9 protein-coding genes are annotated in these 13,410 nt (G+C 73.5%); 6 read left to right on the top strand and 3 right to left on the bottom strand.

The features are described from left to right. The first annotated feature begins 147 nt into the window (after positions 1–147). From pelF to moeZ, 5 genes are all read left to right on the top strand, one after another. Entirely contained in the window at positions 148–1,770 is a 1,623-nt protein-coding gene (gene pelF / locus ACFVGW_RS28355; RefSeq protein ID WP_385853928.1) for a GT4 family glycosyltransferase PelF, read from the top strand. Positions 1,771–1,783: 13 nt separating this feature from the next. After that, the gene (locus tag ACFVGW_RS28350) at positions 1,784–3,304 is read left to right on the top strand and encodes a hypothetical protein (RefSeq protein WP_385853927.1); all 1,521 of its coding nucleotides are present in this window, start codon (positions 1,784–1,786) and stop codon (positions 3,302–3,304) included. Between the two features lie 185 nt (positions 3,305–3,489). Next, positions 3,490–4,449 (top strand): NAD-dependent epimerase/dehydratase family protein, encoded by a 960-nt coding sequence (locus tag ACFVGW_RS28345; protein WP_352191273.1) that lies wholly within the window; start codon positions 3,490–3,492, stop codon positions 4,447–4,449. Continuing rightward, positions 4,437–5,210, top strand: a complete 774-nt coding sequence (locus ACFVGW_RS28340; RefSeq protein WP_383228390.1) for a spherulation-specific family 4 protein — start codon at positions 4,437–4,439, stop codon at positions 5,208–5,210. Before ACFVGW_RS28345 ends, ACFVGW_RS28340 begins: the two co-directional genes overlap by 13 nt. Before the next feature lie 63 nt (positions 5,211–5,273). After that, entirely contained in the window at positions 5,274–6,452 is a 1,179-nt protein-coding gene (gene moeZ / locus ACFVGW_RS28335) for an adenylyltransferase/sulfurtransferase MoeZ (protein WP_352191274.1), read from the top strand. Between the two features lie 58 nt (positions 6,453–6,510). Here the strand turns inward: moeZ and ACFVGW_RS28330 are convergent, their stop codons facing one another. From ACFVGW_RS28330 to ACFVGW_RS28320, 3 genes are all read right to left on the bottom strand, one after another. After that, complete coding sequence (locus ACFVGW_RS28330; protein WP_385853926.1) at positions 6,511–8,082, bottom strand: alpha/beta hydrolase; 1,572 nt, start codon at positions 8,080–8,082, stop codon at positions 6,511–6,513. Positions 8,083–8,140: 58 nt separating this feature from the next. After that, positions 8,141–9,718 (bottom strand): alpha/beta hydrolase, encoded by a 1,578-nt coding sequence (locus ACFVGW_RS28325; RefSeq protein ID WP_385853925.1) that lies wholly within the window; start codon positions 9,716–9,718, stop codon positions 8,141–8,143. A 119-nt stretch (positions 9,719–9,837) separates the two neighbouring features. After that, the gene (locus tag ACFVGW_RS28320; RefSeq protein WP_385853924.1) at positions 9,838–12,678 is read right to left on the bottom strand and encodes a lysylphosphatidylglycerol synthase domain-containing protein; all 2,841 of its coding nucleotides are present in this window, start codon (positions 12,676–12,678) and stop codon (positions 9,838–9,840) included. Positions 12,679–12,852: 174 nt separating this feature from the next. Between ACFVGW_RS28320 and ACFVGW_RS28315 the strand changes: the two genes are divergently transcribed. Beyond that, positions 12,853–13,266 carry an MGMT family protein gene (locus ACFVGW_RS28315; protein ID WP_383228397.1) on the top strand — a complete coding sequence of 138 codons (414 nt, stop codon included), beginning with the start codon at positions 12,853–12,855 and terminating at the stop codon, positions 13,264–13,266. The last annotated feature ends 144 nt before the right edge of the window (positions 13,267–13,410 follow it).

Here is a 13,410-nt window from a genome sequence, read left to right as displayed (position 1 = left end):
TCAGTCTTAACACTCCCCCCCCCCCCCGGCCCCCCCCCCCCCCCCCCCCCGCCCCCCCCCCCCACCGGTACATCCGCTTACGTTCATCCCGCTGAGAGTCGCCGGAACCACGGCGGCCGGGAGTCAAGCGAGATCGGGGGTGTACTCATGCGGATCGGACTGCTGACGGAGGGTGGTTACCCGTACGCCACGGGTGAGTCCAGGCTCTGGTGCGACCGGCTCGTGCGCGGGCTGGCGCCGCACGAGTTCGACGTGTACGCCCTCGGCCGCAGCGCCCGGCAGGAGGAGACCGGCTGGGTCGCCCTGCCCCCGCAGGTCCGGCGCGTGCGCACCGCCTCGCTCTGGGCCCCCGAGGACGACGGCCACACCTACGGGCGGCGCGAACGGCGGCGCTTCGCCGAGCACTTCGGCGCGCTCGTGACCGGCATCTGCGCCGAAGACGGCACGACCGCCGCCGACCGCTTCGCCGACGGACTCCACGGGCTGGCCGAACTCGCCGGCGAGCACGGCGGCCTCTACGCGGCCCTCCGCTCCGAACGCGCCGTCCGCACCCTGGAGTCCGCCTGCCACGCCCCCGGCGCGCGCCGGAGCGTGGCCGACGCCACCGTGCCCGACTACCTCGACACCGTCGACCAGTTGGAGCGCGCCCTGCGGCCGCTCTCGCTCGACTGGTACGGAGAGGACGGCCTCGGTGCGGTCGACCTCTGCCACGCCGCCTCGGGCGGATCGGCGGCGCTGCCCGGCCTGTTGGCCAAACGCTTCTTCGGGACGCCGCTGCTGGTCACCGAGTACGGCGTCCAGTTGCGCGCGCACTATCTCGCGACCGGCGGAGCGCCCCGGTCGGCGCCCGTCCGCGCCCTGCTCGCCGGCTTCCACGGCCGGCTCGCCGGCGAGGTCTACCGGCAGGCCTCGCTCCTCACCCCCGGCAACACCCACGCCCGGCGCTGGCAGGAGCGGTGCGGCGCCGACCGCGCCAAGCTGCGCACGGTCTACCCGGGCATGGAGTCCGACCGGTTCACCGAGGTCGGCGAGGACGAGGAGAGCGGTGACCCGGCGACCCTCGTCTGGGTCGGCCGGGTGGAACCCGCCAAGGACCTGATCGCCCTGCTGCACGCCTTCGCGGAGGTCCGCAAGGCGCAGCCGGACGTACGGCTCCGGATCATCGCAGCGCCGGTGCGCGAGCCGGGGGCGGACGCCTACATCGCGCACTGCAAGGCGCTCGCGGCCCAGCTCTTCCCCGACGAGGCACCGGGGGCGCACGCCGTCGGCGAGAACCCGGTCTCGTTCGAGGAGATCGGCGGGCCGGAGGCGCCGACGCTCGCCGAGGCGTACACGGCGGGGGCCGTCGTCGTCCTCTCCAGCGTCGTCGAGGGGTTCCCGATCAGCCTCGTCGAGTCGATGTTCTGCGCGCGGGCGACGGTCTCGACGGACGTCGGCGCGGTCGTGGAGGTCATCGGCGGCACGGGACTCGTCGTGCCCCCGCGCAATCCGCGGGCGCTCGCGGACGCGTGCCTGGCGCTGTTGCGCGACCCCGAGCGCCGGTACCGGCTGGGGGCGGCTGCGCGGGCGCGCGCGCTCGAACTCTTCACGGTCGAGCAGAACCTGGCCGCGTTCCGCGGCATCTACCTCGAACTCCTCTCCCACTCGCCGGTGCGCCGCCGTGCCGCGGAGGGCGTCCCCTTCGCGCACCCGGCGGAGGCGTACGTCCCCGGCGCCTGGGCGGACCAGCCCGTGAGCGCGACCAGCGGACCGGGAGACGCCGATGCCTGAAGGAGGCACCCCCATGCGCGGCCCCGCCGCCCCCACGACCCCCGGCCCCTGGGACTCCCACTCCGAGGCGCTCCTCGGGACGAAGGCCCTGACGGTGGCCGTGACGGTCTCCGTGACCACGGAAGCCGCAGAGAGGCCGGGCCCTCCGGGCCACGCCACCGAGGCGCGCCCCGCGGACCCGGCGACGGTGGGCACGGGTACGAGTACGGGCACGGTCGACCGCGCCGCGCCCCGGGACACCGAGTGGCTCACGGAGACGCCCGCGCCCCGGGACACCGAGTGGCTCACGGAGACGCCCGCGTCCGAGGACGCGCTCCCGGTGGCGCCCAGTGCGGTGACCGCGCCCGCGCCGGCCGGCTCGTTCGCCGCGCCCGTGGACGCAGGTGCGGGGCTCGACCTGCGGGCGGGCGGGGCGCAGCTTCCGGGACCGCGGGGCGAGGAGCCGGCCACCGCTCCCCCCGCCCGGGAGGTCACGGCCCCCGGCCTCCCGGCCAAGCCCGCCCGGCGAGGGCCCGCCGATCCCGTCAAGGCGCTCATGCACCGGCACCGGGAGCTGTGCGAGCGAGCCGTCGACCCGCTGGAGATCGCCGCAGGGCTCGAGGCGCACGGCGTCACCGACCGGACCGCCGCCCGGTTCCGGCACCGGGACGTCTTCTCGCTCGCCGAAGAGCTGTACGCGCGCGTGCCGCGTGGAAACGGGGCGCCCGTGCGCCCCGCGCAGGAGGGTGAGGCGCACGCCGGGTGGGCCGGGTGGACCCTGGCCGCCCTGGCGCCCGCCGCCGTCGCCGCCCTCACCGTCACCGGACTCGCGCTCACAGAAGGGCCCGTGCGCCTCGCCGTCGGCGCGGCCGGGGCCCTCGGCCTGGCCGCCGCGCTCGCCGTCGCCGTACGGCGCGGCCCCCTGCGCGCCGCCGGCCGCACCGTCCCCGCCGCCCGCGTCTGGACCCTCTGGCTCCTCGCGTACGCGCTCGGCGGGGACGGTCTCCTCCAGGCGGCCCTCGCGGGCGGACCCGACGGTGCCTGGCCCGTCACCCCCGCCCCGCTCCTCGGCCTCGCCCTCGCCGTGGCCCCCGCCGCCTGGTGCGCCCGGCTCTTCGCCGCCACGGCCCGCCGCAGGCTCGCCGCCAGCCGCGGACTGGAGGACTTCGCCGCCGGGACCCGCCCCGTGCTCCTCGCCGCCGTCGCCCTCCACATCGCCGTCCTCGCGGGCCTGCTGACCCTGACCGGCTTCGCCCCCGGCGCCCTCGCCCTCGGCACCCTGCTCCTGCTCGCCCGGCTCCTCACCGTCCACGGATTCCCCGAGACCGCGGCGAGCGGCCTCGCCGCGGCCTGCGCCGCCGAGGCGCTCGCCCTCGCGAGCGTCCTCGCCGGCCGGGTCCCCGGCTGCGACCTCCTGGCCGCCCCCGTCCGCGCCCTCGTCGACACCTGGGGACCCGGAGCCGTACCCGCCCTCGTCTGCGGCGGTGCGGCGCTCGGCCTCCTCGCCCACGCCACCGCCACCCTCTCCCGGGCCTCGGCCCACGCCACCCCCTAGGGGGCCGTCACACCGGCGCGCCACCTCCCCCGCCGCCCGAGCGGCACCCCATCCCCTGAACCCAGGCGCACCCGCGGAGCCGACGCCGCGGGCGCACCCACCGCGCAGGACCCATCCCAAGGAGACGAAAGAGACATGACCACCCAACTTCCAGCAACGGCCGGTCGGCACGAAGGGGCCGCACGATGAGGGTGCTGCTGCTCGGAGCCAACGGATTCCTCGGACGATTCGTCGCCGACCGGCTGCTCGCCGACCCGGCCGTACATCTCACCGCCCTCGGCCGGGGCGACGACGCCGACGTACGGTTCGACCTCGCCGGGGGCAGCCCCGGCGCCCTGACCCGCTTCCTGGACGCCGTCCACCCCGGTGTCGTCGTCAACTGCGCCGGCGCCACCCGCGGCGGGGCCCGGGACCTGACCCGGCACAACACCGTCGCCGTCGCCACCGTCTGCGAGGCCCTGCGCCGCAGCGGCTGCGGCGCCCGGCTCGTCCAGGTCGGCTGCGCCTCGGAGTACGGCCCCTCCCAGCCCGGCTCCTCCACCGCCGAGGACGCCGTGCCCCGTCCCGGCGGCCCGTACGGCGTCTCCAAGCTCGCCGCGACCGAGCTGGTGCTCGGGTCGGGACTCGACGCCGTCGTCCTCCGGGTCTTCTCCCCGGTCGGCCCCGGCACCCCCGCCGGTTCCCCGCTCGGCCGCCTCGCCGAGGCCATGCGCCGCGCCATGCAGGCCGGCGACGGCGAGCTCAAGCTCAGCGGCCTCGGCGTGCAGCGCGACTTCGTCGACGTGCGCGACGTCGCCCGCGCCGTCCACGCGGCCTCGCTCTCCGCCGCCCAGGGCGTCGTCAACATCGGCACCGGACGCGCCGTCAAGCTCCGCGACGCCGCCGCCGTCCTCGCCAGGGTCGCGGGCTACGCCGGGGCCCTGCACGAGCTCGACGGCCCGCCCCAGCGGCCCGTCATCGGCGCGCCCCGCACCGAGAGCATCGCCGAGCAGCTGGCCGCCGCGCCCTACCCGTACCCCGACGGCTGCGGTAGCTGGCAGCAGGCCGACGTGCGCACCGCCCGCGACCGGCTCGGCTGGCGGCCCCGGATCAACCTCGAGGAATCCCTCGCCGACATCTGGATGGAGGCGGCGTGTCGCATCTGACCACGCCCACGACGACCGTCGGCGCCGTCGAGGAGCAGGAGATGGGCGTCGGCGTCCCCGGCTACGCCCACCCGCTGCTCGCGCCCGTCGAATGGGCCGAACTGACCCGCCCCGGCACCCCTCTGCACTGGGCCGTGCTCAACGTCGCCGAAGGGCCGGGGGACCGGCCCGACCCGCACTGCCTGGAGGCGGCGGGCCGGCTCACGAACGCGGGCGTGAAGGTCCTCGGGCATCTGGACCTCCGTCACGGCTCGCGCGACTTCGGGGAGATCGTCTCGGAGGCCCACCGCTTCCTCGACTGGTACAAGGTCGACGGGTTCTATCTGGACCGTGCCCCCACCGACCGGGCCGACCTGCCCGAGGTGAGGCGTGTCGCGGCGACGCTGGAGGCGGTGCTCGACGGCGAGGCGCACCTCGTCCTGAGCCACGGCACCCATCCGTACCCGGGCTATGCCGAGGCCGCCGACCAGCTGGTCACCTTCTCCGGGGCGTGGACCGACTACCGCTGGTCGCAGGTGGCCGAGTGGACGGCCGAGTATCCGCCGGAGAAGTTCGTCCACCTCGTCCACGGGGTGCCGCGCAGCCACCTCGACGAGGCGATGCGGATCGCCCGCTGGCAGGGAGCGGGCACGATCTTCTTCACCGACCACACGGGTCATCCCGGTCACACCGACCGCTTCGGACAGACCGGTGCTTTCCAGACCCTGCCCGGCTACTGGGACGAAATCGTCTCGCGCATTGGACCGGGTGTCTCGGAATGAGGAGGGCCGTGGCAGTGTTACGGGGAGAACAACCGTACTGACATACCGACCAACGGAGTCCCCGTGTCGCTGCCACCCCTGGTCGAGCCGGCTGCCGAGCTCACCGTAGACGAGGTCCGCAGGTACTCCCGCCACCTGATCATCCCGGATGTCGGGATGGACGGGCAGAAGCGGCTGAAGAACGCCAAGGTGCTCTGTGTGGGCGCCGGTGGCCTCGGTTCGCCGGCCCTCATGTACCTGGCCGCGGCCGGTGTCGGAACGCTCGGCATCGTGGAGTTCGACGAGGTCGACGAGTCGAACCTGCAGCGCCAGATCATCCACAGCCAGGCGGACATCGGCCGCTCCAAGGCGGAGTCGGCCAAGGACTCGGTCCTCGGCATCAACCCGTACGTGAACGTGATCCTGCACGAAGAGCGGCTCGAGGCCGACAACGTGATGGACATCTTCAGTCAGTACGACCTGATCGTCGACGGCACGGACAACTTCGCCACGCGCTACCTCGTCAACGACGCGTGCGTGCTCCTGAACAAGCCGTACGTCTGGGGCTCGATCTACCGCTTCGACGGTCAGGCCTCCGTCTTCTGGTCCGAGTACGGCCCCTGCTACCGCTGCCTCTACCCGGAGCCCCCGCCGCCGGGCATGGTCCCCTCCTGCGCCGAGGGCGGCGTCCTGGGCGTGCTCTGCGCGTCCATCGGCTCCATCCAGGTCACCGAGGCGATCAAGGTCCTGGCCGGCGTGGGCGACCCGCTGGTCGGCCGGCTGATGATCTACGACGCCCTGGAGATGCAGTACCGCCAGGTGAAGGTCCGCAAGGACCCGAACTGCGCGGTCTGCGGCGACAACCCGACCGTCACCGAGCTCATCGACTACGAGGCCTTCTGCGGCGTCGTGTCCGAGGAGGCCCAGGAGGCGGCGCTCGGCTCGACGATCACTCCCAAGCAGCTCAAGGAGTGGATCGACGAGGGCGAGAACATCGACATCATCGATGTCCGTGAGGTCAACGAGTACGAGATCGTCTCGATCCCGGGCGCGCGCCTGATCCCGAAGAACGAGTTCCTGATGGGCACCGCCCTCCAGGACCTGCCGCAGGACAAGCGGATCGTCCTGCACTGCAAGACGGGTGTCCGCAGTGCGGAAGTCCTCGCCGTGCTCAAGTCCGCGGGCTTCGCGGACGCGGTGCACGTCGGCGGCGGCGTGATCGGCTGGGTGCACCAGATCGAGCCCGAGAAGCCGGTCTACTAGACCCGAGCGCGGGAAGAACGGAAAGGGCCCGGACCTGACATCAGGTCCGGGCCCTCTCTCATGCCCCGCTGCGCGCCGTCCCGCTGGAACAGCGCTTGCCGTACGCCGGGACCTTGCCGTCGAGCAGATAGGCGTCGACCGTCTTCGTCACGCACGAGGACGTGCCGTACGCGCCGTGGCCCTCGCCCTCGTTGCTGACCAGGACGCCGACACCGGCGCCCAGCTCCTTGGCCATCCGCTCGGCGCCCTCGTAGGGCGTCGCCGGGTCACCGGTCGTGCCGACGACCAGGACCGGACCCGCGCCGGGGGCGCTCACGTCCTGGTCGGCCCGCTCGCCCTTCACGGGCCACCGCGCGCACCAGCCGGCCGTGTCCCACGCCAGGAACGCGCCGAAGACGGGTGAGAGCCCGCGGAACTCGGGGAGCAGCGCCTTCGCCTGCGCGCCCGTGGGGCGTTCGCTGGAGTCGGCGCAGGAGATCGCCCGCTGGGAGTGGGACTGGGTGCCGTAGTGGCCCTGCTCGTCCCGGTCGTTGTACCAGTCGGCGAGGCGCAGCAGCTCCGAGCCGTCGCCGCGCTCGGCCTTCTCCAGGGCGGAGGTGAGCAGGGGCCAGTTGCTCTCCGCGTAGAGGGTGATCGCGATGCCGGTGACGGCCAGGCCCTCGGTCAGCGTGCGGTCGCCGACGCGCAGCGGCCTGCGGTCCAGCCCCTCCAGGAGCCGGACGGTCCGGGCGGTGCCCTCGGCGGCGCTCTCGCCGGTGCTCTTGAAGTAGTTGTCCAGGGCCCGCTGGAAGCCGATGGTCTGGTTCCTGGCGTGTCCCGTGGCGTCCGCCGTCGGGTCGACCACCGCGTCGAGGACGGTACGGCCGACACGCGAGGGGAAGAGGTGGGCGTAGGCGGCGCCGAGCTGGGTGCCGTAGGAGATGCCGAAGTAGTTCAGCTTGTCGTCGCCGAGGACGTGCCGGATCAGGTCCAGGTCGCGGGCGGTATTGCTGGTGGTGGTGTGCGGGATGACCGTGCCGGAACGGCGGGCGCAGCCCGCGCCGAACGAGGCGCCGTCCTCGACGAAAGCGGCCTCCTCGGCCGCCGTGTCCGGCGTGACGTCCGTACCCTCGGCCGCGGCCAGCTCCCTGTCGTCCCGGCACACCACGCCGGAGCTCCGCGCGACGCCCCGCGGGTCGAAGCCGACGAGGTCGTAACGGCGGTTGAGTCCGTCGTACTCCCGGGCCGCGCGGGGGAGGATGTCGACGCCCGAGGCGCCCGGGCCGCCGAAGTTGAAGAGCAGCGAGCCGATCCGCCCGCCCTTGTCGCGGGCCTCCTTGCGGATCAGCGCGATCTCGATCGTCCCGCCGTCGGGCCGGGCGTAGTCCAGCGGGACCCGGACATCGGCACAGCGCCAGTCGGCGCCGGGCTTCTCGCCGCCCTCGGGCGCCGCGCAGGGCTGCCAGGAGGGGCGCTGGCCGGTGAGAGAGGCGGGGAGGGAGGCGGAGGGCCGGGCGGAGGGCGATGCGGCGCCCCGCGACGGCTTGGCGTCGGTGGCGGTCGGGCCGGCAGCGGCGCCGGGGCCCGCGCAGCCGGCCGCCGCCAGAACTCCGGCGACGGCCAGTGCCGCCACCCGTATCCGTATGGACATGTCGCGCAACCCCCGTGATCCGTACCGGAAAGCCGCCATCCTAGGCGGCCCTCGGGGGCTACTTGCAGACGGTGCCGGAGACCGGCACCTTCCCGTCCAGGAAGTAGGCGTTCACGGTGTTCTGCACGCACGCGTTGCCGCCGTTGTACGCCCCGTGGCCCTCGCCCTCGTACGTCAGCTCCACGCCGACGCCCTTGCCGAGCGCGTTCACCATCGCGCGCGTGCCCTCGTACGGCGTCGCCGGGTCGCCCGTCGTGCCGAGCACCAGGATCGGGGCGGAGCCGGGCGCGGAGACGTCGGGGTGCTCCCAGGTGCCCGGGACCGGCCACTGGGAGCAGCTCGACAGACCCCAGCCCATGTAGGCGCCGAAGACGGCCGAGGTCTCGCGGAACTCCGGGAGCCGTTCCTTGGCCTGGCCGAGGGTGTAGCGCTCCTTGAAGTCGACGCAGTTGACGGCCGCGTTGGCCGCCTGGATGTTGCTGTAACTGCCGTTCTGATCGCGCCCGTTCATGGAGTCGGAGAGGGCGAGGAGCAGGGCGCCGTCGCCGCCGTCCGCCGCGTCGAGACCCTGCTCCAGGTACTGCCAGAACTCCTTGGAGTACAGCGCCTGCGCGATGCCGTTGGTGGCCTGCGTCTGGGTGAGGTCGCGGTCCCCGATCCCGGGGATGGGCTTCTTGTCGAGTTCGGCGAGGAGGGCGAGGATGTACGCCTCGATCTCGGCGACCGTCGAGCCGGGCAGCGTGCACTCGTCGCCGCGCTCCACGCAGTCCTTCGCGAAGTTGTCCAGAGCGAGCTGGAAGCCCCTGGCCTGGCCGAGGGCGCCCGCCTCGGTGCCGGAGTTCGGGTCGACGACGGCGTCGAAGAGGGCGCGGCCGACGTTCTTGGGGAACAGGTGCGCGTACACGCCGCCGAGTTGCGTGCCGTAGGAGATGCCGAAGTAGTGGAGCTTGTCGTCGCCCAGGACCTGGCGCATCAGGTCCAGGTCTCGGGCGGCGTTCTCGGTGCCCACGTGCGGAAGCATCTCGCCGGACTCCCTCTCGCAGCCCGCGGCGTACCGCTTCTGCGCGTCGGAGAGGGTCCGCTCCTCGGCGGCGTCGTCCGGGGTGAAGTCCAGGGCGTAGTAGGCGTCCAGCTCCTTGTCGGACAGGCACTCGACGGGCTCGCTGCGGCCGACGCCCCGTGGGTCGAAGGAGACCAGGTCGTAGCGGGAGCGGAGCTTCTCGTAGTCCGGGGCGAAGGACGGCAGACCGGTGACGCCGGAGCCGCCGGGGCCGCCGAAGTTGTAGATCATGGAGCCGATGCGGTTGGCCTGGTCGCGGGCCCGGGCGCGGATCAGGGCCAGCTCGATGGTCTCGCCGTCCGGCTCGGAGTAGTCGAGCGGGGCGTCCATGAACGAGCACTCCCAGGGGGTGCCCCCGGGCAGCGGCGAGGGTGCGGGGCCGCCGCCCTCGGCGGGCGACGGGGGCGGACAGGGCGCCCATTCCAGCGTCTGCGTGGTGAGCTCGGTGAGATCCGTGGGCGCGTCGGAGGCCGAGCCGCCGTTGCCGTCGTCGTCCGAACATCCCGTGGCCCCGGCGGCGAGCAACATGGTGGTCGCGAGGAGCAGGGCGGCGCGGCGCGCGGCGGAGATCGGCATGAACCCATGGTGAGCCGTACGAACCACCCTCGCGCGGGGGAACACCCACACGGGTGTACGGAGGGGGCGTGGGCGGCGAGTCCGCCGAGGGACCCCCGGGCCTCGGGCCGGGGCGGGCCCTAGAGCGCCCCCCGCTTCGTCAGCCAGTTGAAGCACAGCCACCCCGGCAGCACCGGCAGCCACAGCGTCAGGAGCCGGTACAGCAGCACCGCCGGAGTCGCGACCTCCAGCGGAAGGCCGACCGCGACCAGACCGAACGTCAGCGCACCCTCGACCGCACCCACACCGCCCGGCGTCGGAGCCGCCGAGCCGAGCGCGTTTCCGGCCAGGAAGACGACCGCGACGCTCGCGTAGCTGAGCCCCTGGCTGTCGTGTCCGAAGGCCCGGATGGACGCGTCGAGACAGAGCACGAACACACCGGTCAGCAGCAGCATCCCGCCGATGCCCGTCAGCAGCTTCAGCGGCCGCTGGAGCACGTCCAGCATGCGCGGCACGACACCCGCGAACAGTGACCGCAGCCGCGTCGAGACGAACTTCCGCATGAACGGGATCGCGGTCACCACGAGCACCAGCACCGCCACCGTCAACAGCCCCGCGATGACGGTCCGCGACGGGGTGAACGACTGCGACTTCTCCGTACCCGTCAGATAGCCGAACGCGAGCAGCAGCAGGATGTGCGCCCCGAGCCCGAAGAGCTGCGACGCGCCGACGCTCGCCACCGCGAGCCCCGGTCGCACCCCCGAGCGCTGGAGGAACCGCGTGTTCAGCGCGACACCGCCGACCGCCGCCGGAGCGACGATCTTCACGAACGACCCGGCCACCTGCGCGACCACCGTCCGCCAGAACCCGACCCGCTCCGGTACGAAGCCGAGCAGGCTCATCGCGGCGGCGATGTAGCTCAGCGCGGAGAACAGCACCGCGGCCGCCACCCACCGCCAGTCGGCGGAGCTGATCGTCGACAGCGGGGTCCGGGCGATCTGCGAGAGCAGGAAGTACGCGGCGACGGCGCCGGCGATGAGACTGATGAGGGTCCGCGGCTTGATCCGCTCCAGCCGGACCGGTTCGACCGGCGCCTGCGGACGGATCAGCAGCACCTGGCGGCGGATCTGCGCCAGCAGGTCCTCCTCGCGGGCGTCGTCGAGCGCCTCGTCGATGGCCCGCTTCTCGGCCTGCTTCTCCGCCTTCTCCAGCTTCCGGTCGGACTTGCGCTCCGCCTTGAGCTCGGTGGCGGTCACGGCCTCCGGAGCGGCCGCCGCGGCCTCCACCCGGGCCCGCTTCGCCGCCTCCGAGGCCGCGAGGACGGCCTCGCGCTCCCGCTTCGACCGCTCGCGCGCCAGCCGTCTGAGCGTCGCGCGCGTGGAGCGGCTCAGCGCGATCGGCTGGAGGAGGGGGAGGCAGTCGGCGATGGCGTCCGGGCCGAGGATCTCCACGGCTCCGGCGACCGCGCGCTCGGCGCCCACGCGCAGACCGAGGGTGGTGAGCAGCTGGGCGATGTCCATCCGGAGGATCAGGTCGCCGGCGGCGATCTCCCCGCCCCGCAGATCGGTCAGGATCACCTTGCCGGAACGATCCACCAGAATGGCGTCCCCGGCGAGCCTGCGGTGAGCGATCCGGCGCGACTGCAGCGCGCGCACCTGGCGCCAGGCGCTGCGTACCAGCTCGTCGGTGATCTCCTCGTCGTCGAGGGAGTCCAGGGTCCGGCCGCCCAGGTGCTCGTAGACGAGCATCACGGCGTCCGGACCGAGTTCGGAGGTGGCGATCAGCTTGGGCGCGTTGGCTCCGGCGGCGATCGCCGCGTACGCGAGGAGCGCCTCCTGCTCCAGCGCCTGGCGCAGCGAGACGATCGAGCGGCGGGTGGTGATCGCCCGCAGGGTCAGCCGCCGCCACGCCCGGTAGAAGAAGCCGTGCGCCTGCTGTTCACGGTCCACGACCGTGACGTCGAGCGGCGGCCCCTCCTCCAGCGTGACGATGTACCGGCGGCCCCGGTCCCCGCTGTCGGCGGAGTCGGGCACGCCCGCGCCCTCGGCGCGCAGCGCCGTGACCGGGCGGAAGCCGACCCGGCGCAGTCCGGCGAGGAGGGTCTGACCGGTGGGGCGGACGTTCGGGGAGCCGACCGCGTACAGCGTTCCGTACGCCACGGTCCAGCCGATCAGCACGGTCAGGATGATCGAGAACGCGGTGGTGTACCCGGCGACCAGCATCGTGAACGCGTCGAGCAGCAGCACCGCCCAGAGGCTCACCCGCCAGCGCGGCCGCCGGGCCATGCCGACGGCCGTCATGTACGCGATGACGGGTGCGAGGTAGTTGTGCACCGGGTCGGTGAGCCCGCCCCCGGTCGCGGGCTGGGTCAGCGCGTCCTGGATGGTGCCGGGCGCGGCCTTGGCGACCCAGAGGTCGGTGGCGAGGGTGACGCCGTGGGCGAGGACAGCGGCGAGGACGCCGTCGGCGATCCGCAGCCCGTCCCGTTTGATCAGCCGCTCGATGGCGAAGGCGACCGGCACGAGGAGCACGGCGATGCTGGAGACCAGTCCGGCGATCTTGACGAAGACGTCCGGGGCGCCGCCGGCGCCCTTGTTGATGTCCTCCTCCAGGCCCGAGGTCGTGCCGTGGGCGAAGGCGGCGATGGCGATGACCAGCGCGATCGCGACGACACCGATGAGCAGCCGCATGAGGTCGGAGGGGCGGTGCACCCGGGCGGCGAGCAGGGGCTCGTCCTGGGAGACGCGCTCGCTGGGCTCGCCCTCGGCGACGGTGTCGGGAAGGAGCTCGGGCGAGGGAGCGTGCGTGTGGCCGCGGCCGTGGCCGAGCCCGTGCCCGTGTCCCCGACGGCCGCCGGGGACGGTCTCGGGGGCGTTTTCCGGGGCGCTCTCGGGGGCGCTCTCGGAGGTGGGCGTGCCGTGGGCGGGCATGCCGGGGCGCGCCTCCTCCTCAGGAGGCTGAGCGTCGTGCCCCATCACCATGTCCGTCTCTGCCTGTGTCGTACGTACCGCACGTTCGTCGTCTTGTACGAATTCTTGTTCTTCTTGTTCGTCTTGTCGCTCTTGATCTCGTATCACCAGTCACCGCCCGGACGATGGTGGCATGAAGCGGCGGTCTCCGGAGGCAACGGGGCACTGTCGGTGGGGTGAGGCAGGATGGGGCGGATGAGCGTGGAGGAGATTCCGGAGTACGCGGAGCGGGTCCTCGAGGTCGCGGAGCTGATCCCGTCCGGCCGTGTGATGACGTACGGCGACGTGGCCGAGTGGCTGGGCGAGGGCGGGCCGCGCCAGGTCGGCCGGGTGATGGGCCTCTACGGCGGGGCGGTGCCGTGGTGGCGCGTGGTGCGGGCGGACGGCACGCTGCTGCCGGGCCACGAGCTGCGCGCCCTCGGGCACTACCGGGACGAGGGCACCCCCCTGCGCGAGGCCGGCCGCTCCGCCGAGGGGCATGTGCCCAGGCTCGACATGCGGCGGGCGCGCTGGGACGGCACGGGCGGTGCGCACGACGTGGGCGGCGCGGACGAGACGTGCGGCGGGGACCGGGAGCCGCGTGCGGGAACTCACACGTGACAGCTCTACCCCTGACCGGACGGGCCGGGCGGCCCGATGACGGTACGGAGGCCCGTTCGGAGTACGGCACGGGTCCCCTCCGCATCCCGTAACGTCGTCGTTCGCCCCGTACACCTCTCCGCCTCTCCCCACACACTTCGCTCA

This window comes from Streptomyces sp. NPDC127129, from assembly GCF_042671585.1.
Lineage (GTDB): Bacteria > Actinomycetota > Actinomycetes > Streptomycetales > Streptomycetaceae > Streptomyces.
The sequence above is the reverse complement of the archived record's forward strand: the minus strand, read 5'-3'. Positions and strand labels throughout refer to the sequence as shown.

Excerpts from the sequence above, each read along its gene's own strand:
- ACFVGW_RS28345 (WP_352191273.1), top strand. The coding sequence starts at position 3,490 with ATGAGGGTGCTGCTGCTCGGAGCCAACGGATTCCTCGGACGATTCGTC.
- pelF (WP_385853928.1), top strand. The coding sequence starts at position 148 with ATGCGGATCGGACTGCTGACGGAGGGTGGTTACCCGTACGCCACGGGT.
- ACFVGW_RS28320 (WP_385853924.1), bottom strand. The coding sequence starts at position 12,678 with ATGGTGATGGGGCACGACGCTCAGCCTCCTGAGGAGGAGGCGCGCCCC.
- ACFVGW_RS28330 (WP_385853926.1), bottom strand. The coding sequence starts at position 8,082 with ATGTCCATACGGATACGGGTGGCGGCACTGGCCGTCGCCGGAGTTCTG.
- ACFVGW_RS28325 (WP_385853925.1), bottom strand. The coding sequence starts at position 9,718 with ATGCCGATCTCCGCCGCGCGCCGCGCCGCCCTGCTCCTCGCGACCACC.
- ACFVGW_RS28350 (WP_385853927.1), top strand. The coding sequence starts at position 1,784 with ATGCGCGGCCCCGCCGCCCCCACGACCCCCGGCCCCTGGGACTCCCAC.
- ACFVGW_RS28315 (WP_383228397.1), top strand. The coding sequence starts at position 12,853 with ATGGGGCGGATGAGCGTGGAGGAGATTCCGGAGTACGCGGAGCGGGTC.